Raw genomic sequence first — 20,967 nt, 5'->3', positions numbered from 1 at the left:
ACTGCGGCTTCTTTCTTTAAAGAAGGTGAATACATTGAAATCAGCTTATATCCATATTCCATTTTGTGAGCATATTTGCCACTACTGCGATTTCAATAAATATTTTATTCAAAGCCAGCCTGTCGGCGAGTATTTAAACGCACTCGAGAAGGAAATGATAAATACGATAGAAAAAACGGGGCAGCCTGATCTGCATACGATTTTTATCGGAGGAGGCACGCCGACATCCCTCTCTGAAGACCAGCTCGAAAAATTAATGGACATGGTCAGCCGTGTGCTGAAGCCTTCAGGCGCCTTAATAGAGTTCGCTGTTGAAGCGAACCCGGACGACCTATCGGCAGAAAAACTGAAAATACTCAAGGAAGCGGGCGTTAATCGTTTAAGCTTCGGTGTGCAAACATTTGAAGACGACCTTCTAGAAAAAATCGGACGGGTGCATAAACAAAAAGACGTATTTGCCTCTTTTGAACGTGCAAGGGAAATTGGTTTTGAAAATATCAGTCTCGATTTGATGTTCGGTCTTCCTGGACAAACGCTTAAACACCTTGACCACTCTTTAAAAACTGCTTTATCCCTGAACGCAGAGCATTATTCCGTTTACTCTCTCATTGTAGAACCGAAAACGGTATTTTATAATTTGATGCAAAAAGGGCGGCTTCATCTGCCGGCGCAGGAACAGGAAGCCGAAATGTACGAAACGGTGATGAGCCGGATGGAAAAGGCCGGTATACACCAATATGAAATCAGCAATTTTGCGAAACAAGGCATGGAATCTAAGCACAACCTGACGTACTGGAGCAACGAGGAATATTTCGGCTTCGGAGCAGGAGCCCACGGGTATATCGGCGGAATTCGAACAGTAAACGTCGGACCTGTTAAACATTACATTGATCTGATAGCTGAAAAAGGTTTTCCTTATCGGGATACACATGAAGTGACGATGGAAGAACAAATTGAAGAAGAGATGTTTTTAGGGTTAAGAAAAACATCCGGAGTCAGCAAAAAACGTTTTGCGGAGAAATACGGCCGTTCTCTTGATAAACTTTTTCCCGGCATTTTAAAAGAGCTTTCTGAAAAGGGACTGATTATCAATACGGAGTCTGCCGTTTGTTTGACTCATCAGGGAAAATTATTGGGTAATGAAGTTTTTGGCGCTTTTTTGGGTGAGTTATAATTGACATTTTTCTTGTGGTTTGATACTTTTGTTATAGATTTAGCACTCGCTTGTTGAGAGTGCTAACAGAGGTGATGATGATGTTAACCAATCGTCAGCTGCTGATCCTTCAGGTCATAATCAACGATTTTATTAAATCGGCGCAGCCCGTCGGATCAAGAACTCTTTCGAAAAAAGATGAAATCACATTTAGCTCTGCAACAATAAGAAACGAGATGGCTGACTTGGAAGAACTGGGCTTCATTGAGAAAACCCACTCTTCCTCAGGACGTGTTCCGTCGGAAAAAGGGTACCGGTACTATGTTGATCATTTGCTGTCACCCGTCAAACTGACAAAAACCGACCTAGACCAAATCCACTCGATCTTCAAAGAAAAAATATTCGAGCTGGAAAAGACAGTTCAAAAATCAGCACAAATCTTGTCCGATCTTACGAATTATACGTCTATCGTGCTCGGGCCGACCCTGAGCGAGAATTATCTTAAACAGATTCAAATCATACCGATTCAGCCCGATAAAGCGGTAGCCATTCTCGTTACCAATACGGGGCATGTGGAAAACAAAACGATTAATTTTCCAACCAAAATGGATCTGTCTGATATTGAAAAGCTGGTAAATATACTGAACGACCGTTTAACCGGTGTTCCGATGGATGAACTGAATGAACGCATTTTTAAAGAAGTTGTCATGTACTTAAGGCAGCACATTAAGAACTACGACAACATACTTGAAGCGCTGCGTTCAACATTTCATTCGACAAGTCACGTTGAAAAATTGTTTTTCGGCGGGAAAATCAATATGCTGAACCAGCCGGAGTTCCATGATATCGGGAGAGTGCGGTCGTTGCTTTCTCTGATTGAAAAGGAGCAGGACGTGTTGAAGCTTGTCCAATCTTCAGATACGGGCATTTCGATTAAGATCGGAAAAGAAAACGACTATGAAGAGATGGAAAACTGCAGCCTGATTACTGCCTCATATTCAGTAGATAAGAAGCAAATAGGCTCAATTGCGATCATTGGACCAACCCGCATGAATTATTCAAGGGTCGTCAGTCTGCTTCAGCATGTGACTTCAGACTTGTCAAAAGCATTAACAAGTTTGTATGATGAATAAGGGAAAATTGGCAAATTTTATCGAAGGGCATCACCCGCCCTTCTCCTTACACTTTTGAGGGAGGTGAACACAATGTCAGAAGAAAAACAAACCGCGGAACAAAACGAAACAGAAGAACAAGAAGTAATCGAAGAACAAGCTGCCGCTGAAGAACAGCAGGAAGAAACAAACGAAAGCGAACTTCTTCAAAATCAAATTAACGAATTGCAAGGTTTGCTTGAGGAAAAGGAAAACAAACTTTTGCGTGTTCAAGCAGACTTTGAAAACTATAAACGACGCAGCCGTTTAGAAATGGAAGCGTCCCAGAAATACCGTTCTCAAAACATCGTTACTGAATTGCTGCCGGCTCTTGACAGCTTTGAAAGAGCGCTTCATGTTGAAGCCGACAATGAACAGACGAAAAGTTTGCTCCAAGGAATGGAAATGGTCCACCGCCAGCTCGTTGAAGCCTTGAAAAAAGAAGGTGTAGAAGCAATCGAAGCTGTAGGACAGGAATTTGATCCGAACCTTCACCAAGCCGTTATGCAGGCTGAGGATGAAAACTACGGCTCCAACATTGTCGTTGAGGAAATGCAAAAAGGCTACAAGCTGAAGGATCGCGTCATTCGCCCTTCCATGGTAAAAGTGAATCAATAATTACATAGCAGGAGGTTATTCAAGTGAGTAAAGTTATCGGAATCGACTTAGGTACAACAAACTCATGTGTGGCAGTGCTTGAAGGCGGCGAGCCTAAAGTCATTGCTAACGCTGAAGGGAACCGCACAACTCCATCTGTTGTTGCGTTCAAAAATGGCGAACGCCAAGTAGGGGAAGTGGCTAAACGCCAATCTATTACAAACCCTAACACAATTATGTCTGTTAAACGCCATATGGGTACAGATTATAAAGTTGAAATTGAAGGAAAAGATTACACTCCTCAAGAAGTGTCTGCTATCATCCTTCAACACCTTAAATCATACGCTGAAAGCTATCTTGGCGAAACAGTATCAAAAGCAGTTATCACAGTTCCTGCATACTTTAACGATGCTGAGCGTCAAGCGACAAAAGACGCTGGTAAAATCGCAGGTCTTGAAGTAGAACGTATCATCAACGAGCCGACTGCAGCAGCGCTTGCATACGGACTTGATAAAACAGATGAAGATCAAACAATCCTAGTATACGACCTTGGCGGCGGTACATTCGACGTTTCCATCCTTGAGCTGGGCGACGGTGTGTTTGAAGTTCGTTCAACTGCCGGCGACAATCGTCTAGGCGGGGACGATTTTGACCAAGTCATCATCGATCACCTTGTATCTGAATTCAAAAAAGAAAACGGCATTGATCTCTCTAAAGATAAAATGGCGCTACAGCGTTTGAAAGACGCAGCTGAAAAAGCGAAAAAAGATCTTTCCGGCGTATCTTCTACGCAAATTTCTTTACCGTTTATCACAGCTGGAGAAGCAGGACCGCTTCACCTTGAACTGACATTAACTCGCGCTAAATTCGAAGAGCTTTCTTCTCATTTAGTAGAGCGTACAATGGGCCCTGTCCGTCAAGCGCTTCAAGATGCAGGACTTTCTGCAAGCGAAATCGACAAAGTCATCCTTGTCGGCGGATCAACTCGTATCCCTGCCGTACAAGAAGCAATCAAAAAAGAAACTGGAAAAGAAGCACATAAAGGCGTAAACCCGGATGAAGTTGTAGCGCTTGGTGCTGCAATTCAGGGCGGCGTTATCACTGGTGATGTAAAAGACGTAGTTCTTCTTGACGTTACACCGCTTTCTCTCGGTATTGAAACAATGGGCGGCGTATTCACAAAACTGATCGACCGCAACACAACAATTCCGACAAGCAAATCACAAGTGTTCTCAACTGCTGCTGATAACCAAACAGCTGTTGATATCCATGTTCTTCAAGGTGAGCGCCCAATGTCTGCCGACAACAAAACACTCGGCCGCTTCCAGCTTACTGATATCCCGCCAGCACCGCGCGGCGTGCCTCAAATCGAAGTTTCCTTCGATATTGACAAAAACGGTATCGTAAACGTAAGAGCAAAAGACTTAGGCACAGGAAAAGAACAAAATATCACAATCAAATCTTCTTCAGGTCTTTCTGATGATGAGATCGAACGCATGGTAAAAGAGGCGGAAGAAAATGCTGACGCTGATGCGAAGAAAAAAGAAGAAATCGAAGTCCGCAACGAAGCAGATCAGCTTGTTTTCCAAACTGAGAAAACATTAAAAGATCTAGAAGGCAAAGTGGACGAAGAACAAGTGAAAAAAGCCAACGATGCCAAAGACGCTTTAAAAGCAGCAATTGAGAAAAACGAATTTGAAGAGATCAAAGCGAAAAAAGATGAGCTTCAAACAATCGTTCAAGAGCTTTCTATGAAGCTTTATGAAGAAGCTGCTAAGGCACAGCAAGCTCAAGGCGGAGAAAACGCTGAAGGCAAAGCGGATGACAACGTTGTCGACGCTGAATACGAAGAAGTAAACGACGATCAAAACAAAAAATAAGTTCTTTTTAGAGTCAGTCCCGCTTCTGGGACTGACAAAAAGAACACATTTCATAATCTGATTCAATGGTTAGAAAGTCAAAGTCAGGCATCTCTTGGCTTTGACTTTTTTTCTTGCCCGGGATAAAAGGAATTGAAAAATCATAATTCAAAATGATACAATCTAATTTATGTGAGAAATTCGGGAGAGTGAAGTAGATGAGTAAGCGTGATTACTATGAAGTGCTGGGTGTAAGTAAGAGCGCTTCAAAGGATGAAATAAAAAAGGCTTATCGAAAGCTGTCGAAAAAATATCATCCTGACATTAACAAAGAAGCCGGATCAGATGAAAAGTTTAAAGAAGTCAAAGAAGCATACGAAACGCTGTCTGATGATCAAAAACGGTCTCATTACGACCAATTTGGCCATACTGATCCTAACCAAGGCTTCGGCGGCGGCGGTTTTGGCGGCGGCGACTTCGGCGGTTTTGGCTTCGATGATATTTTCTCAAGTATTTTCGGCGGCGGCACTAGACGAAGAGATCCAAATGCACCGCGTCAAGGGGCGGATTTGCAATATACGATGACTCTGTCATTTGAGGACGCCGTTTTCGGAAAAGAAACGACCATCGAAATTCCGCGTGAGGAAACGTGCGATACATGTAAAGGCTCAGGGGCAAAACCTGGTACAAAACCGGAAACGTGCTCGCACTGCGGAGGCTCCGGCCAGCTAAATGTGGAGCAAAACACGCCGTTTGGAAAAGTTGTCAACAGACGAGTGTGCCACCACTGCGAAGGTACGGGTAAAATCATTAAAAACAAATGTGCGGATTGCGGCGGCAAAGGAAAAATCAAAAAACGCAAAAAAATCAACGTCACAATTCCTGCCGGTGTAGATGACGGGCAGCAGCTGCGTCTCTCAGGACAGGGTGAACCAGGCGTAAACGGCGGCCCTGCAGGGGATTTATTTGTCGTATTCCACGTGCGCGCCCACGAATTCTTTGAGCGCGACGGAGATGATATTTACTGTGAAATGCCGTTAACGTTTGCTCAAGCCGCTCTTGGAGATGAAGTGGAAGTTCCGACGCTTCACGGGAAAGTGAAATTGAAAATTCCTGCCGGTACACAAACAGGAACAAAGTTCAGATTAAGAGGCAAAGGCGTTCAAAATGTCAGAGGCTATGGACAGGGTGACCAGCATATCGTCGTCCGCGTTGTCACGCCGACAAACTTGACAGATAAACAAAAAGATATTATCCGTGAATTTGCCGAAGTCAGCGGAAACCTGCCTGATGAACAGGAAATGAGTTTCTTTGATAAGGTAAAACGCGCGTTTAAAGGCGATTAATTATTGGATGAGGAGTTGGTAGTTTTGAAATGGTCCGAATTAAGCATTCACACAACACATGAAGCGGTCGAACCTATCTCAAATATTTTGCATGAAGCTGGTGCGAGTGGGGTTGTGATAGAGGACCCGCTTGATTTAATTAAAGAACGTGAGAATGTATACGGGGAAATCTACCAGCTCGACCCCAATGATTATCCGAACGAGGGTGTCATTGTCAAAGCGTATCTGCCGGTCAACAGCTTTCTTGGAGAAACGGTAGATGGCATTAAAGAAACAATTAATAATCTGCTTCTTTATGATATTGATTTGGGCAGAAACCATATCACCATTTCCGAAGTGAACGAAGAGGAATGGGCGACTGCCTGGAAAAAGTATTACCATCCTGTGAAAATTTCTGAAAAGTTTACGATTGTACCAACGTGGGAGGAATATACGCCGGTACACACGGATGAGCTGATTATTGAAATGGACCCGGGAATGGCCTTCGGAACAGGCACACACCCGACAACCGTACTTTGTATTCAGGCGCTTGAACGCTTTGTGCAAAAGGGTGATAAGGTGATTGATGTAGGCACAGGCTCCGGAATTTTAAGTATTGCGGCTGCAATGCTTGAGGCTGAATCGGTTCATGCCTATGATCTTGATCCAGTTGCTGTAGAAAGCGCACGTCTCAATTTGAAGTTAAACAAGGTTAGCGATATAGCTCAAGTCAAACAAAATAATTTGTTAGACGGGATTTCAGGAGAACATGATGTGATCGTTGCCAACATTTTGGCTGAAGTTATCCTTCGTTTTACTTCACAGGCATATCATCTGCTGAAAGACGGCGGGCACTTTATTACTTCAGGAATTATCGGCCAAAAAAAGCAAGAGGTAAAAGAAGCATTGGAACAGGCTGGTTTTACCATTGTGGAAATCCTCTCAATGGAAGATTGGGTCAGCATTATTGCGAAAAAATAACAGTTAGTAGGTGTCACAGCGTATGCAACGATATTTTATCGAGCTCACGAAGCAGCAAATGGAGGAAGCGCCGGCTATTTCAATTACCGGAGAAGATGTTCATCATATTGTCAATGTCATGAGAATGAACGAGGGAGACCAAATTATCTGCTGCTCTCAGGACGGCTTCGAAGCAAAATGTGAACTTCAATCTGTTTCCAAAGAAAAAGTGTCCTGTCTTATGATAGAATGGACGAATGAAAACAGAGAGCTTCCGATAAAGGTTTATATTGCAAGCGGCCTCCCGAAAGGGGATAAACTGGAATGGATTATCCAAAAGGGGACTGAGCTGGGAGCTCATGCCTTTATTCCTCTGCAAGCCGCACGTTCTGTTGTCAAGCTGGATGACAAGAAAGCGAAGAAAAAGCGGGAAAGATGGACAAAAATTGCGAAGGAAGCGGCGGAGCAATCGTACCGAAACGAAGTGCCGCAAGTGCTGGATATCCATTCCTTTCAGCAGCTTCTTGACAAGGTGCAGAATTTCGATAAATGTGTCGTTGCATACGAAGAGTCATCGAAGCAAGGAGAAACAAGCTCGTTCAGCGCAGTTGTAAGCAGCCTTCCGAAAGGATCATCCCTTTTGATCGTATTCGGTCCCGAAGGCGGTTTAACAGAAGCGGAGGTTGAGCGGCTCACGGCGAAAAACGCTGTTCCGTGCGGCCTCGGACCGAGAATTTTAAGAACAGAAACCGCTCCGCTATACGCGCTGAGCGCGATTTCTTATCATACAGAGTTATTAAGAGGTGATCAATAATGGCAACTGTTGCGTTCCATACGCTTGGCTGCAAAGTCAATCATTATGAAACAGAAGCAATCTGGCAGCTTTTCAAAGATGCGGGCTATAAAAGAAGAGACTTTGAACAAACAGCTGACGTATATGTCATTAATACATGTACAGTAACAAATACGGGAGATAAAAAAAGCCGCCAAGTGATCAGACGCGCCATTCGTCAAAATCCTGACGGCGTCATCTGCGTCACAGGCTGTTATGCGCAAACCTCGCCAGCGGAGATTATGGCAATCCCGGGCGTTGACATTGTAGTCGGAACTCAGGATCGTGAAAAAATGCTCGGCTACATCGATCAATATCGTGAAGAGCGTCAGCCGATCAATGGCGTCAGCAACATTATGAAAGCTAGAGTATATGAAGAGCTTGATGTACCTGCTTTCACAGACCGGACAAGAGCGTCATTAAAAATACAGGAAGGCTGCAATAACTTCTGCACGTTCTGTATCATTCCGTGGGCGCGCGGACTTCTCCGTTCACGTGACCCGGAGGAAGTCATTAAACAAGCACAGCAGCTTGTTGATGCGGGTTATAAAGAAATCGTACTTACTGGTATTCATACAGGCGGCTACGGTGAAGATATGAAAGATTACAACTTTGCCAAGCTTTTGAGAGAACTTGACGCCCGTGTTCAAGGCGTGAAACGGATCAGAATTTCGTCCATCGAGGCAAGCCAGATCACAGACGAAGTGATTGAAGTTTTAGACCGTTCAGATAAGATTGTGCGCCATTTGCACATTCCGATTCAATCCGGGTCAAACACAGTGCTTAAACGGATGAGACGCAAATATACGATGGAATTTTTCGCTGACCGTTTAAATAAACTGAAGAAAGCACTTCCGGGCTTAGCCGTAACCTCCGATGTCATTGTTGGCTTCCCTGGCGAAACAGAAGAAGAGTTTATGGAAACCTATAACTTTATTAAAGAAAACAGATTCTCTGAACTTCATGTGTTTCCTTACAGCAAACGTACGGGAACGCCAGCTGCGCGGATGGAAGACCAGGTGGATGAAAACGTCAAAAATGAACGTGTACACCGCTTGATTGCACTTTCTGACCAGCTTGCGAAGGAATATGCCTCTGATTATGAAAATGAAGTCCTTGAAATTATCCCTGAGGAAGCATTTAAAGAATCAGATGAAGAAAACATGTATGTCGGCTACACAGACAACTACATGAAAGTTGTTTTCAAGGGCACGGAAGACATGATCGGCAAAATCGTGAAAGTAAAAATACTAAAAGCAGGCTATCCATACAACGAAGGACAGTTTGTCCGTGTTGTTGAGGATGACATAACAGAACAAATGCGTATGTCTTCTTAACCTGAAAAAACCGGTGCATTTAAATGTGCCGGTTTTTTATGTTCAGTTTTTAACTGGGATAAGCCATTTGATAAGGCTGTAAAACAAGTTGGTAAGCGGCAAAAATAAGAGAGCTGATACAATATTAAATAGCAGACTGAAATGGGCGATTCTTTGGGCAGGGTCAGCCGAGAGCTGTTCAACAAAGCCGGTCGCTGCCGCCAAAAACGGGAATACAATTGCTACGCCGATTATGTTAAACAAAACATGGGCGCACGCTGTCTGTTTTGCCGCATATCCGCCGGATACAGCAGCCATGACAGCTGTAATGCATGTCCCGATGTTTGACCCAAGCACAACGCTCATTGCCTGTGTCAGTCCGATAACGCCTTCATTCATAAAGCTCATCAAAATGCCGATGCAGACAGAACTTGAGTGGATGATAGCAGTTAACACCATGCCGATAAACAAAGCAGACCAGTTTGAGTCGTTCACATGATGAAGAATGCCTGCTCCTGTTTTCAGCTGAGTAAGCGGTTCTGCAAGGCGGCTGAAGCCTGTGATGCAAAAAAAGATAATCCCCAGTCCGAGGAAGCTTGTCCCCAGCTGTTTGAACGGATACCTGCCAGTCAGAAAAAACAGCAAACCGACAATCAAAAGAATCCAAATCAACACATCCATTTTGATTGCAAGAAATTCGGTTGTAAATGTAGACCCGATATTTGTTCCAAGAATCATCGGTATTGTCCGTTTGAAAGAAAGGGCGCCCGCACTCACAAATCCGATGACAATTACCATAAAGGCGGAGCTGCTTTGGAGAAATCCTGTAAAAACAATACTGATAAGAAATGCCTTTAACGGATGATCCGTAAAAATCAGCAGCTGCTCTTCAATTTTTGAATACGTCAGCGAAATTAAACCTTTCCGAAGCATGTTCATCCCTGCGAGAAAGAATAAGATAAGAGCAGTAAAACTAATCAGAAGCAACATTTTATTCACCAACCCCTTTCTATCATTATATAGACAGGCAGTCCCGCTCATGACGGAAAAGTGAACGCACTTAGTTGACCTGACTGAAGGCTTATATTATAATGTCAAAGTACATGTTTATATGTGTAACTTAAAGGTAGTCGATTGGTGTATTCGGAGGGAGGGAAAGAGAATGTCAAAAACGGTCGTTAGAAAAAACGAATCGCTTGAAGATGCTCTTCGTCGCTTCAAACGCAGTGTATCAAAGACAGGTACTTTGCAAGAAGCAAGAAAGCGTGAATTTTATGAAAAACCTAGCGTAAAGCGCAAGAAAAAGTCTGAAGCTGCTAGAAAACGCAAATTCTAAAAGAGGGTGGATTTATGAGTCTTCTTGAGCGACTTAACCAAGATATGAAGCTATATATGAAAAGCCGTGAGAAAGACAAACTGACTGTCGTTCGAATGGTTAAGGCTTCACTTCAAAATGAAGCAATTAAGCTTAAGAAAGACAGTTTGACCGAGGATGAGGAACTCACTGTCCTTTCTCGTGAACTTAAGCAACGTAAAGACTCCCTCCAGGAATTTTCAAACGCTAATCGTTTAGATTTAGTAGATAAAGTTCAAAAAGAGCTGGACATTTTAGAAGTTTATTTACCACAGCAGCTATCAGAAGAAGAGCTGCGTACAATCGTAAATGAAACCATCGCTGAGGTCGGTGCGAGCTCAAAAGCGGACATGGGCAAAGTGATGGGGGCAATTATGCCTAAAGTAAAAGGTAAAGCTGACGGAAGTTTAATTAATAAACTTGTTAGCAGTCAACTGTCTTAAATGGCGAAGAAAAGGACATCTTTCTAAGAGAGATGTCTTTTTTTTATACATAAAAAAATGAAACCTTTGATACATTTGTTACGTATGAAGAGAAGGCACTTACTATACGAGGAAGGAGGGATACATCGCCCTTGCTTCAAACAAAAGGATTCCGAGCGGCTCTTTTGAGCATATTTCTACTATCATTATTAGGAGTTCAGCTGCACACAAAAGCAGAAAAACAAACCGTCTACGTCATTCCCGTTGAAAAAAATGTCGAACAGGGTCTCGCCTCCTTTTTGTCGCGTTCGCTACAAGATGCAGAGGCTGCGCATGCAAACCATATTATTCTTGATATTAACACGCCGGGAGGACTGGTGAAATCAGCTATTGATATAGCGGACACGATCAACGAAACGGATATCCCGATAACTGCTTATGTAAACAAACGGGCATTGTCTGCTGGTGCATATATCGCGTTACAGGCTGACGCCATTTATATGGCACCAGGAGGAAAAATGGGAGCCGCGGCGATCATTGACGGTAAAGGTAATGCTGCTGACAAAAAAGCTGAATCATTTTGGCTTGCGGAGCTGGAAGATGCCGCAGCAAAAAACAACCGTGATCCAAAATATGCGCGTGCCATGGCAGACCCTGATGTAGATGCAAAAGAAGCGGGCGCGCCGAAGGGAGATCTGCTTACGCTGAATGCAGAAAAAGCTGTTGACGTAGGCTATTCGGAAGGAACCGTTAACAATCTTTCCGCGCTTGTGAAGAAGCTTGGATACGAAAATGCACATATCAGCTATACCGAGGAAAGCTTTGCAGAGAAGGCAGTGAGGTGGCTGACCAGTCCGATTGTTGTTCCTATTTTATTGACAATTGCCTTCTTAGGCCTTACTGTTGAGCTTTTTTCTCCAGGTGTCGGTCTGCCTGGAACAGCCGGATTTATTGCTTTGATCCTGTTTTTTTACGGACATCTTGCAGCGGGTCTTGCCGGATATGAAACGGTTCTCCTCTTTATAGCAGGGGTGATTCTGATCCTGATGGAGATATTCCTCCCCGGAGGAATTATTGGTTTACTTGGCTTGGGAGCAATTGTTGCGAGCTTATTTTTGGCCGCGGGAAGCTTCACAGTCATGGCGGTTTCTCTCTTGATCGCCTCAGCTGTTTCCATTACAGCTTTCATTTTACTGACAAGGGTGTTGGGAAAGCGTATGAAATTCTTTAAGAAACTTATATTAAATGATTCTACAAATACAGAGAGCGGTTATGTATCAAATCAAACGCGCACGGACTTAATCGGCAAGGAGGGCGTGACCTTTACGCCGTTGCGTCCCGCGGGAACCGTCATTATTGATGACGAACGTCTTGATGTGGTATCAGAAGGATCATTTACAGCGAAAGATAAAAAAGTAAAAGTAATCAAAGTGGAAGGCTCGCGCATTGTCGTGAGAGAAATTTAAACAGAAACGAGGAGAAGTAGCATGGACCCATCAACATTAATGATACTGGCTATTGTTGTAGTAGGGATCATTGTTTTAGCTGTATTTTTTACATTTGTACCAGTTATGCTCTGGATTTCAGCTTTAGCAGCCGGAGTTAAAATCAGCATTTTCACTTTAGTAGGGATGAGGCTTCGCCGCGTCATACCGAACCGGGTAGTTAATCCGTTAATTAAAGCGCATAAAGCGGGACTCGACGTTGGAACAAACCAGCTTGAAAGCCACTATCTTGCCGGAGGGAATGTAGATAGAGTCGTTAACGCACTTATTGCAGCTCAGCGCGCCAATATTGAGCTTACATTTGAACGCTGTGCTGCCATCGACCTTGCCGGCCGTGATGTATTGGAAGCCGTGCAAATGAGCGTTAATCCGAAGGTCATTGAAACACCATTTATTGCGGGTGTTGCCATGGACGGAATTGAAGTGAAGGCGAAAGCGAGAATTACAGTAAGAGCCAATATTGACCGCCTCGTCGGGGGTGCTGGTGAGGAAACGATTGTAGCCCGTGTAGGCGAAGGGATCGTCTCTACAATCGGTTCATCCGAAAACCACAAAAAAGTGCTGGAGAACCCTGATATGATTTCTCAAACAGTTCTCGGTAAAGGCCTGGATTCAGGCACAGCCTTTGAAATTCTTTCGATTGATATTGCTGATGTTGACATTGGTAAAAACATCGGGGCGATCTTGCAGACGGATCAGGCAGAGGCCGATAAAAATATTGCTCAGGCCAAAGCCGAAGAACGTCGTGCAATGGCTGTTGCTCAAGAACAGGAAATGCGCGCACGTGTAGAAGAAATGCGAGCTAAAGTGGTTGAAGCCGAAGCGGAAGTGCCGCTTGCGATGGCCGAAGCGCTTCGCGAAGGAAATATCGGCGTCATGGACTACATGAATATTAAAAACATTGATGCAGACACAGATATGCGTGATTCATTCGGTAAATTAACGAAAGACCAATCGGATGAAGACCGCAAATCATAATCTCTCTATGCAGAAGGGAGAATATTGATGGAAGATATACTGACGAATCCGCTTGTTATTGCAGTGATTATCGGAATTATTTCCACAATTTTCGGCAAAGTGAAAAAAGAAGAAGAAAAAAACAATCAAAATCAAAAAAGAAAAAAGCCGCAGACCATGAAACCTGCTTCTGTTCAAAATAAACAATCAGCTAAAGAAACGCCTGCTCCTATTCCAAACCGCTTGGAACAGATGAGACAAGAAGCTGAAGAAAGACGAAAGGAAACAGAAAGAAACCTGAAAGGGCTTGAGCGGGATCTTACTGCCGCCAAAAATAAAGCGGTGTACACCAAGCAAAAACTGCTACAGGTCAATAAAGACACTGTGGTGCAAGGCATTGTCTTAGGCGAAGTATTCGGTCCGCCAAGGGCAAAAAAACCTCATCACACAATGCGTGCAGCCCGCAAAAATTAAGTGTTAGAACCCTCTTTCAAATCATACATATGAGATGAAAGGGGGTTCTTTTTGTATGGGGCATAGAAAGAATCGTTTAAAAGCTTGGCTGACAAGAGCATTGGAAATTCCCCCGGACGTTATGATGGATCTGCCGCGGATAACAATGGTCGGCAGACTTCATATCTACATAGAAAACCACAGAGGCCTTCTGCTGTTCAGTGAGAATGAAGTGAGGCTGATGCTGAAGCAGGGCCAGTGCATCATATCAGGAGAAAACTTTGTGATCAAAGCGATTCTTCCGGAAGAAATACTTTTGGAGGGTACGATTGATGTCGTTCGATATGTTGAGTCATAAAGCCGAGGGGGAAATGTTGTGAAAAATAAATGGCTGTCTTTTTTTGAGGGTAAGGTCCAGCTTGAAGTGACGGGACGAGGCATTGAACGGCTCCTTAATGAATGCACAAGAAGAGGGATTCCGATCTTTCATCTGAAAAAAAAGAAAGAAGCCGTCTTGTTATATATACAGCTTCAGGATGTACATGCCTTTCGGCGTGTTAGGAGAGAATTTGACTGTAAAGCCCGTTTTATCAATCGAAAAGGATTCCCGTTCTTATTGCTGAAATCCAAGCTGAATTTAGGATTTACCATTGGTTTTGCGCTTTTTTTTATCCTTTTATTTTTGCTCTCCAATATGGTGTGGAAAATTGAAGTGACTGGCGCAAAGCCTGAAACGGAGCACCAAATGATGCAGCATCTGAAGGGAATAGGCGTCCAAAAAGGGCGATTGCAGTTTTTAATGCAGTCTCCCGAAAAAATACAAAAATCGTTAACCAACGGAATAGACAATATCACTTGGGTCGGAGTCGATTTGAAAGGCACGACCATCCGTATGAAAGTTGTGGAGAAAAATGAGCCGGAAAAAGAAAAGTATGCCAGTCCGCGCCACATTGTCGCCAAAAAGAAAGCAACCATTACAAGAATGTTTGTGCAGAAAGGACAGCCCATGGCCGCAATTCATGATCATGTGGAAAAGGGACAAATGCTTGTCTCCGGCTTAATCGGAAGCGAAGATGAGCAGCAGGAAGTCGCCTCTAAAGCTGAAATTTACGGTGAGACCTGGTACAGATCTGAAGTAACAGTGCCACTTGAAACATTATTTAACGTCTATACGGGCAAAGTAAGGACAAAGCACAAGCTTTCTTTTGGCTCATGGGCTTTCCCGATCTGGGGAATGACGTTTAAAAAAGAGGAATTAAAACATCCAAAAACAGAACAAGAGAAGCATTCGCTTCATTTTCTCGGTTTGGAGCTCCCTGTTTCTTATATCAAAGAGCAAACGAGAGAAAGTGAAGAGGCTTTGCGAAAATATACGGAAGAAGAAGCAGTTCAAGAAGGAATCAAAATGGGTAAACAGGATGTAGAGAATAAAATAGGCGAGGACGGCGAGGTGAAAAGTGAAAAAGTTTTGCACCAGACAGTCGAGAATGGTAAAGTAAAGTTGATTATTCTCTACCAAGTTATAGAAGATATCGTTCAAACCACACCTATTGTCAGGGAGACTGAAGAATGACAGAACATTTACTTGCGATTAATCAAAAATTGAAAAGCCCGGACGAGGCGCTTTCACTGTTCGGGAATCAAGATTCTTTTTTGGCACTGATGGAGAAAGATCTGGATGTAAATATCATTACGCGAGGCGAAACGATTTATATTTCAGGCGGTGAAGAATCGTTTCAGATTGCCGACAGGCTGCTGGGATCACTTCTCGCATTAATTCGCAAGGGGATAGAGATCTCTGAACGTGATGTGATTTACGCCATCAAGATGGCAAAAAAGAATGAGCTTGAATATTTTGAAAGCATGTATGAAGAAGAAATTACAAAAAACGCAAAAGGCAAATCGATCCGTGTGAAAACCATGGGACAGCGGGAATACGTAGCAGCCATGAAACGAAATGATCTTGTATTCGGTATTGGCCCGGCTGGAACCGGAAAAACGTATCTTGCTGTCGTAAAAGCAGTCCACGCATTGAAAAACGGACATATTAAAAAAATCATTTTAACAAGACCTGCCGTAGAAGCCGGTGAAAGCCTCGGTTTTTTACCAGGTGACCTGAAAGAGAAAGTAGATCCTTATTTGCGCCCGCTGTATGACGCTCTTCATGATGTGCTTGGAACAGATCATACAGAACGTCTGCTGGAAAGAGGAGTTATTGAAATCGCTCCGCTCGCTTATATGAGAGGCCGGACGCTTGATGATGCCTATGTTATACTTGATGAAGCACAGAACACTACGCCTGCCCAAATGAAAATGTTTTTGACGAGACTGGGTTTTGGCTCTAAAATGATCATTACAGGTGACGTTAGCCAAATTGATCTGCCGAAAGGCGTCAAATCGGGACTTGCAGTAGCGAGAGAGATGCTGAAAGAAATCGACGGCATTTCTGTGATTGAACTGGACCAGACAGACGTGGTCAGACATCCGCTTGTTGCGAAAATTATTGAAGCATACGATAAGCAAAATTAATCCTGAATGACCCGATCGCGCGTTATCGGGTCATTTTTGCTTATCAGCTTGATTTTCTAGAGGAGGTTCTTGTGTTGAAAAAGAAGGGGAAGACCAAAAGCGGCTCAACAAAGTGGCGCGGCTTTAAAAATGCACGCTCCATGCATGTACTGCTGTATCTTCTGCTGGCTGCGATTATGTTCGCATTGCTTTTTGTACATGTGAAGCCGGAATCGCTTGATTTAGACCTGTTTTCAGTCAGCGACAAGACCATTTATGCCCCGGCAACCGTGGAAGATCAAAAAGCGACAGAGGAAAAAAAGCAAGCTGCTGAGGATGCGGTCGAAGATCAATATACCTTAAAGAAGGATTATACAGACAATCGAATTGATCTTGTGTCATCGATATTTGACAGTATTAGTGAAGTGAAAAACTCAGCAGAAGAAGACAGCAGTTCACCATCAGAAAAATCAATGATTAAGTCGGTGAAGAATAAGCTGACGTCAGATGTGAATGATTCTATATCAGAGGAAGCCATCAAGACTTTGCTGAAGGCGGACCATGAAGATTTTTCATTTGTCAGAGATACTGTCATAACAGCAGTAAACTCAGTGATGAGCAGTGAAATCCCGTCGGATAAATTATCTGAAGCAAAAGATAAAGTGGAAAAAGAACTGAAGAGTAATTCTATTCCGTCCAAATATTTGGGAGCAGCCACGGAAATCGGGCGTTACGCCATCATTCCGAATTACGTTTTCGATCCGAAAGCAACAGAGGCAAAGCGCCAGGAAGCGTCAGACAATGTTCAGCAGGTTCAGATCAAACAGGGGCAGGTGCTCGTGGAAGAAAATGACCTCATTGATCGGGAAGTATATAGAAAACTCGAGCTGACCGGATTATTAAATAACTCCAATTTGTTCAAGCCGATCAGCGGTCTATTGATTATGATTGGGCTTTTCATAGCTACACTTGTTTACTATTTCGAAAAACAGAATCAAAATCTGAAATTCAAACAAAAGTCGATCTTATTATTCTCCATTATTACAACGCTTTTACTTGTTATTATGGAGGTTGTCAGTTTATTTCAAAAGATGGAATATAACAATATTGGCTATCTTGTCCCCATTGCGGCCGGCGCGATCTTAATTAAGCTACTGATGAATGAGCGAATCGCCATTTTAGGAAGTATCATTCTTGCGATTTGCGGAAGTATGATGTTTAATCAAGGTGTGACAGGAACATTTAATTATGTCATTGGTATTTATTATTTGATCAGCGGTATTTCTGGTGTTTTGTTTTTAGGAAAACACAATGGCAGATCAAAAATTTTGCAGACCGGACTTTTTGTGGCGTTTATCAATATGATTGTGGTTCTATCTCTATTATTGATTCAAAACACCGCGCTGTCAGGTCTGGAAATCGGGACGCTCATGCTGATGGGAGTTGTGTCGGGCTTTGCTTCCTCTGTATTAATTATCGGGCTTATGCCGTTTTTTGAGACAGGTTTCGGCATTTTGTCCACAATGAGGCTGATTGAGCTGTCCAACCCTAACCATCCGCTGCTTCGAAAAATACTGACAGAAACACCAGGTACATATCACCACAGCGTCATGGTCGCTAATTTGTCAGAGGCCGCCTGCGAGGCGGTAGGGGCAAATGGCTTGCTTGCAAGAGTGGGTGCGTATTACCACGACCTTGGAAAAACAAAGCGGCCGCAGTATTTTATTGAAAATCAAATGAATATTGACAATCCGCATGATAAGCTTTCTCCGCAGCTCAGTAAAAATATTATTATTTCGCATACCACTGACGGGGCGAATATGCTGAGGAACTATAAATTTCCAAAGGAGCTTGTGGATATTGCTGAGCAGCACCACGGGACTTCTCTTTTGAAATTCTTTTATTATAAAGCGAAGGAAAAAGGCGATCAGATTACAGAGGAAGAATTCCGTTACCCGGGGCCGAAGCCGCAGTCAAAAGAAGCCGCGATTATCTCAGTGGCAGACAGTGTCGAAGCGGCTGTCAGATCGATGCATAATCCAAATCCTGAACGAATTGAAAAGCTTGTCCGGGGCATTATATCCGATAAGCTTCAGGACGGACAGTTTAGTGAATGCGATTTGACATTTAAAGAGCTTGATACAATCGCAAAAACGCTTTGTGCAACATTAAAAGGAATTTTCCACTCCCGGATTGAATATCCGGAGGCTACTAAGAAGGTGAAATAGATGAGTTTACTGATTGATATCGTAGATGAAACCGGAAGTGTCTCTGAAGAGATGCTTAAAGAAGTAGAAAATCTGCTTCAATTTGCCGCTGAGCGCGAAGGAGTTCAGGATCAGGCTGAGGTTTCTGTCACGATCGTTACCAATGAAGACATTCAGCAGATCAATAAAGAGTATCGGGGAAAGGATACGCCGACAGACGTCATTTCATTTGCTCTTGAAGAAGAGGGAGAAGATGAAGTTGAAATTGTCGGTGCTGAAATGCCGCCGGTTTTAGGTGACATTATCATCAGTGCAGATCGTACAAGAGAGCAGGCTGAAGAATATAACCATTCTTTCAAGAGAGAGCTTGGCTTTCTAGCGGTACATGGATTCCTGCATCTTTTAGGATATGACCATATGACGAAAGAGGAAGAAGAGGAGATGTTTACTAAGCAAAAGGATTTGCTGGACGCCTATGGACTCAAGAGATCATAGAAATGAGCTGAAGCGATTCCTAATGAGCTTCGTGCACGCAGGACGGGGCATATGGAAAACGGCGCGGACGGAGCGGAATTTTCAATTTCATGCCGCGGCTGCCTGCGCCGTTATCATTTGCGGTTTTCTCATTAATCTCAGCTTGACAGAGTGGGCTATTATTTTTCTTTTGATCGGCGGAATGCTTTCGCTAGAGCTTTTAAATACAGCTATTGAACACACGGTTGATTTAGTAACAGATAAACATCACCCGCTTGCGAAGGCGGCTAAGGACGCTGCTGCCGGGGCTGTTTGCGTTTTTGCCGTGATTTCGTGTATTATTGGTTTACTTATTTTTTTGCCAAAGCTGTAATGGCTGAAAATTCTTACATTTATTTTACATTTTTAGAAATGGGCGTGAAAAAAGGAGCGCTATTATGTAAAATATAAAGTGATAGCGGTACCATTATAGGTAAGAGAGGAACATGTACACATGAACAGACAGGAATTGATAACAGAAGCTTTAAAAGCGCGTGACATGGCATATGCACCGTATTCCAAGTTTAAAGTAGGAGCCGCTCTTCTTACCAAAGATGGAAAAGTGTACAGAGGCTGCAATATAGAGAATGCGGCATACAGCATGTGCAACTGCGCTGAGCGTACCGCTTTGTTTAAAGCTGTTTCTGAAGGCGATACTGAGTTTCAGATGCTGGCAGTAGCTGCTGACACCCCGGGACCAGTATCACCGTGCGGAGCCTGCAGACAGGTGATTTCTGAGCTCTGCACAAAGGACGTTGTTGTCGTGCTGACCAATTTACAAGGACAAATAAAAGAAATGACTGCAGAAGAATTATTGCCAGGCGCATTTTCATCGGAGGATTTACATGACGAACGAAAGCTTTAAATCAGGATTTGTATCCATTATCGGAAGACCAAATGTAGGTAAGTCTACTTTTTTGAACAGAGTGATCGGCCAAAAAATCGCCATCATGAGTGATAAACCCCAAACAACGAGAAATAAGGTGCAAGGGGTTTTAACGACAGGCACATCACAAACAATTTTTATTGACACACCAGGAATTCATAAGCCTAAGCATAAGCTTGGGGACTTTATGATGAAAGTGGCGCAAAATACATTGAAAGAAGTCGATTTGATCTTATTTATGATCAATGCTGAGGAAGGTTACGGCAAGGGCGACGAGTTCATTATTGAGAAATTGCAGAATACCTCGACACCTGTTTTCTTAATCGTAAACAAAATTGACAAAATCCATCCTGATCAATTGCTTCTGTTAATTGACGAATACCGCGGGCGATATCCTTTTAAGGAAATTGTTCCGATCTCTGCATTAGAGGGAAATAATATTGAAACTTTGCTGGCGCAGATTGAAGCTTATTTGCCTGAAGGACCTCAGTTTTATCCAAGTGATCAGGTGACCGATCATCCGGAGCGCTTTATTATTTCTGAGTTGATCAGGGAAAAGGTGCTGCATCTGACAAGGGAAGAAATCCCGCACAGCATTGCGGTAAGCATCGAATCGATTAAAGGACAGGACAACGGATCCGTGCACGTGGCGGCAACAATTGTAGTCGAACGTGACTCTCAAAAAGGCATTGTCATCGGTAAAAAAGGCAGCCTGCTGAAAGAAGTCGGAAAAAGAGCGAGAGCGGATATTGAGGCCCTCTTAGGTTCTCGCGTCTATCTTGAATTATGGGTAAAAGTGCAGAAAGACTGGCGTAACAAAATGTCCCAGCTTCGCGACTTCGGCTTTAAAGAGGATGAATATTAATCTCTTGCTGTGTCATTATCTCACATGAACAGGGATAACTTAGCAAATTTTGTTTAACATGAAATGGAGGACATCTGGTCAAGATAAAGGTAAGAATTTGGAGT

At 43.3% G+C, this 20,967-nt stretch carries 22 protein-coding genes; 21 read left to right on the top strand and 1 reads right to left on the bottom strand.

Going from position 1 to position 20,967, the window contains the following annotated elements; all coding sequences use genetic code 11:
- Window positions 1-34: 34 nt before the first annotated feature.
- From hemW to mtaB, 8 genes are all read left to right on the top strand, one after another.
- The gene (gene hemW, locus HC660_RS12695) at window positions 35-1,174 is read left to right on the top strand and encodes a radical SAM family heme chaperone HemW (protein ID WP_168748271.1); all 1,140 of its coding nucleotides are present in this window, start codon (window positions 35-37) and stop codon (window positions 1,172-1,174) included.
- An 80-nt stretch (window positions 1,175-1,254) separates the two neighbouring features.
- Entirely contained in the window at window positions 1,255-2,286 is a 1,032-nt protein-coding gene (gene hrcA / locus HC660_RS12690) for a heat-inducible transcriptional repressor HrcA (protein WP_010334997.1), read from the top strand.
- A 72-nt stretch (window positions 2,287-2,358) separates the two neighbouring features.
- On the top strand, window positions 2,359-2,922 hold the full coding sequence (gene grpE / locus HC660_RS12685) for a nucleotide exchange factor GrpE (protein ID WP_010334996.1): 564 nt from the start codon (window positions 2,359-2,361) through the stop codon (window positions 2,920-2,922).
- 23 nt (window positions 2,923-2,945) lie between these two features.
- Complete coding sequence (gene dnaK / locus HC660_RS12680) at window positions 2,946-4,781, top strand: molecular chaperone DnaK (protein WP_010334995.1); 1,836 nt, start codon at window positions 2,946-2,948, stop codon at window positions 4,779-4,781.
- A gap of 197 nt (window positions 4,782-4,978) precedes the next feature.
- The gene (gene dnaJ, locus HC660_RS12675) at window positions 4,979-6,106 is read left to right on the top strand and encodes a molecular chaperone DnaJ (RefSeq protein ID WP_010334994.1); all 1,128 of its coding nucleotides are present in this window, start codon (window positions 4,979-4,981) and stop codon (window positions 6,104-6,106) included.
- A gap of 24 nt (window positions 6,107-6,130) precedes the next feature.
- A complete protein-coding gene (gene prmA, locus HC660_RS12670; protein WP_168748270.1) occupies window positions 6,131-7,066 on the top strand; it encodes a 50S ribosomal protein L11 methyltransferase in 936 nt (311 codons plus the stop codon).
- A gap of 22 nt (window positions 7,067-7,088) precedes the next feature.
- Window positions 7,089-7,859: a 16S rRNA (uracil(1498)-N(3))-methyltransferase gene (locus tag HC660_RS12665; protein WP_010334992.1), complete on the top strand. Its 771-nt coding sequence runs from the start codon at window positions 7,089-7,091 to the stop codon at window positions 7,857-7,859.
- Complete coding sequence (mtaB, locus tag HC660_RS12660) at window positions 7,859-9,214, top strand: tRNA (N(6)-L-threonylcarbamoyladenosine(37)-C(2))-methylthiotransferase MtaB (protein WP_168748269.1); 1,356 nt, start codon at window positions 7,859-7,861, stop codon at window positions 9,212-9,214. Before HC660_RS12665 ends, mtaB begins: the two co-directional genes overlap by 1 nt.
- Window positions 9,215-9,256: 42 nt before the next feature.
- Here mtaB and HC660_RS12655 read toward each other — a convergent pair whose 3' ends face one another.
- Entirely contained in the window at window positions 9,257-10,183 is a 927-nt protein-coding gene (locus HC660_RS12655; protein WP_168748268.1) for a Na/Pi symporter, read from the bottom strand.
- A gap of 172 nt (window positions 10,184-10,355) precedes the next feature.
- Here HC660_RS12655 and rpsU point away from each other — a divergent pair, with 172 nt between their 5' ends.
- From rpsU to era, 13 genes are all read left to right on the top strand, one after another.
- On the top strand, window positions 10,356-10,529 hold the full coding sequence (gene rpsU, locus HC660_RS12650; protein WP_003152957.1) for a 30S ribosomal protein S21: 174 nt from the start codon (window positions 10,356-10,358) through the stop codon (window positions 10,527-10,529).
- A gap of 14 nt (window positions 10,530-10,543) precedes the next feature.
- Window positions 10,544-10,990 (top strand): GatB/YqeY domain-containing protein, encoded by a 447-nt coding sequence (locus HC660_RS12645; RefSeq protein WP_010334989.1) that lies wholly within the window; start codon window positions 10,544-10,546, stop codon window positions 10,988-10,990.
- A 131-nt stretch (window positions 10,991-11,121) separates the two neighbouring features.
- The gene (locus HC660_RS12640; RefSeq protein ID WP_168748267.1) at window positions 11,122-12,435 is read left to right on the top strand and encodes an NfeD family protein; all 1,314 of its coding nucleotides are present in this window, start codon (window positions 11,122-11,124) and stop codon (window positions 12,433-12,435) included.
- 21 nt (window positions 12,436-12,456) lie between these two features.
- The gene (gene floA, locus HC660_RS12635; RefSeq protein WP_010334987.1) at window positions 12,457-13,452 is read left to right on the top strand and encodes a flotillin-like protein FloA; all 996 of its coding nucleotides are present in this window, start codon (window positions 12,457-12,459) and stop codon (window positions 13,450-13,452) included.
- Between the two features lie 27 nt (window positions 13,453-13,479).
- Entirely contained in the window at window positions 13,480-13,905 is a 426-nt protein-coding gene (locus HC660_RS12630) for a YqfB family membrane protein (protein ID WP_168748266.1), read from the top strand.
- A 55-nt stretch (window positions 13,906-13,960) separates the two neighbouring features.
- Window positions 13,961-14,242: a sporulation protein YqfC gene (gene yqfC / locus HC660_RS12625; RefSeq protein ID WP_010334985.1), complete on the top strand. Its 282-nt coding sequence runs from the start codon at window positions 13,961-13,963 to the stop codon at window positions 14,240-14,242.
- 18 nt (window positions 14,243-14,260) lie between these two features.
- Window positions 14,261-15,457 carry a sporulation protein YqfD gene (gene yqfD / locus HC660_RS12620; protein ID WP_168748265.1) on the top strand — a complete coding sequence of 399 codons (1,197 nt, stop codon included), beginning with the start codon at window positions 14,261-14,263 and terminating at the stop codon, window positions 15,455-15,457.
- Entirely contained in the window at window positions 15,454-16,413 is a 960-nt protein-coding gene (locus HC660_RS12615) for a PhoH family protein (protein WP_010334984.1), read from the top strand. Before yqfD ends, HC660_RS12615 begins: the two co-directional genes overlap by 4 nt.
- A gap of 71 nt (window positions 16,414-16,484) precedes the next feature.
- On the top strand, window positions 16,485-18,620 hold the full coding sequence (gene pgpH / locus HC660_RS12610) for a cyclic-di-AMP phosphodiesterase PgpH (RefSeq protein ID WP_168748264.1): 2,136 nt from the start codon (window positions 16,485-16,487) through the stop codon (window positions 18,618-18,620).
- Window positions 18,621-19,094: an rRNA maturation RNase YbeY gene (ybeY, locus tag HC660_RS12605; protein WP_010334982.1), complete on the top strand. Its 474-nt coding sequence runs from the start codon at window positions 18,621-18,623 to the stop codon at window positions 19,092-19,094. It begins immediately after the preceding gene.
- The gene (locus HC660_RS12600; RefSeq protein WP_026014745.1) at window positions 19,075-19,446 is read left to right on the top strand and encodes a diacylglycerol kinase family protein; all 372 of its coding nucleotides are present in this window, start codon (window positions 19,075-19,077) and stop codon (window positions 19,444-19,446) included. Before ybeY ends, HC660_RS12600 begins: the two co-directional genes overlap by 20 nt.
- Window positions 19,447-19,566: 120 nt before the next feature.
- Window positions 19,567-19,977 carry a cytidine deaminase gene (locus tag HC660_RS12595; protein ID WP_010334980.1) on the top strand — a complete coding sequence of 137 codons (411 nt, stop codon included), beginning with the start codon at window positions 19,567-19,569 and terminating at the stop codon, window positions 19,975-19,977.
- A complete protein-coding gene (gene era / locus HC660_RS12590) occupies window positions 19,958-20,863 on the top strand; it encodes a GTPase Era (protein WP_010334979.1) in 906 nt (301 codons plus the stop codon). The genes HC660_RS12595 and era overlap by 20 nt, the downstream gene beginning before the upstream one ends.
- Window positions 20,864-20,967 lie beyond the last annotated feature (104 nt).

The sequence above is a fragment of the Bacillus mojavensis genome (assembly GCF_012648005.1).
GTDB lineage: Bacteria > Bacillota > Bacilli > Bacillales > Bacillaceae > Bacillus > Bacillus mojavensis.
This window is presented reverse-complemented; position numbering and strand designations above follow the sequence as displayed.

What these genes read in the sequence shown, in the direction of transcription:
- hrcA (WP_010334997.1), top strand. Translation starts at nt 1,255, where the DNA reads ATGTTAACCAATCGTCAGCTGCTGATCCTTCAGGTCATAATCAACGAT.
- grpE (WP_010334996.1), top strand. Translation starts at nt 2,359, where the DNA reads ATGTCAGAAGAAAAACAAACCGCGGAACAAAACGAAACAGAAGAACAA.
- dnaJ (WP_010334994.1), top strand. Translation starts at nt 4,979, where the DNA reads ATGAGTAAGCGTGATTACTATGAAGTGCTGGGTGTAAGTAAGAGCGCT.
- HC660_RS12665 (WP_010334992.1), top strand. Translation starts at nt 7,089, where the DNA reads ATGCAACGATATTTTATCGAGCTCACGAAGCAGCAAATGGAGGAAGCG.
- mtaB (WP_168748269.1), top strand. Translation starts at nt 7,859, where the DNA reads ATGGCAACTGTTGCGTTCCATACGCTTGGCTGCAAAGTCAATCATTAT.
- HC660_RS12655 (WP_168748268.1), bottom strand. Translation starts at nt 10,183, where the DNA reads ATGTTGCTTCTGATTAGTTTTACTGCTCTTATCTTATTCTTTCTCGCA.
- rpsU (WP_003152957.1), top strand. Translation starts at nt 10,356, where the DNA reads ATGTCAAAAACGGTCGTTAGAAAAAACGAATCGCTTGAAGATGCTCTT.
- HC660_RS12645 (WP_010334989.1), top strand. Translation starts at nt 10,544, where the DNA reads ATGAGTCTTCTTGAGCGACTTAACCAAGATATGAAGCTATATATGAAA.
- floA (WP_010334987.1), top strand. Translation starts at nt 12,457, where the DNA reads ATGGACCCATCAACATTAATGATACTGGCTATTGTTGTAGTAGGGATC.
- HC660_RS12630 (WP_168748266.1), top strand. Translation starts at nt 13,480, where the DNA reads ATGGAAGATATACTGACGAATCCGCTTGTTATTGCAGTGATTATCGGA.
- yqfC (WP_010334985.1), top strand. Translation starts at nt 13,961, where the DNA reads ATGGGGCATAGAAAGAATCGTTTAAAAGCTTGGCTGACAAGAGCATTG.
- HC660_RS12615 (WP_010334984.1), top strand. Translation starts at nt 15,454, where the DNA reads ATGACAGAACATTTACTTGCGATTAATCAAAAATTGAAAAGCCCGGAC.
- ybeY (WP_010334982.1), top strand. Translation starts at nt 18,621, where the DNA reads ATGAGTTTACTGATTGATATCGTAGATGAAACCGGAAGTGTCTCTGAA.
- HC660_RS12600 (WP_026014745.1), top strand. Translation starts at nt 19,075, where the DNA reads ATGGACTCAAGAGATCATAGAAATGAGCTGAAGCGATTCCTAATGAGC.
- HC660_RS12595 (WP_010334980.1), top strand. Translation starts at nt 19,567, where the DNA reads ATGAACAGACAGGAATTGATAACAGAAGCTTTAAAAGCGCGTGACATG.
- era (WP_010334979.1), top strand. Translation starts at nt 19,958, where the DNA reads ATGACGAACGAAAGCTTTAAATCAGGATTTGTATCCATTATCGGAAGA.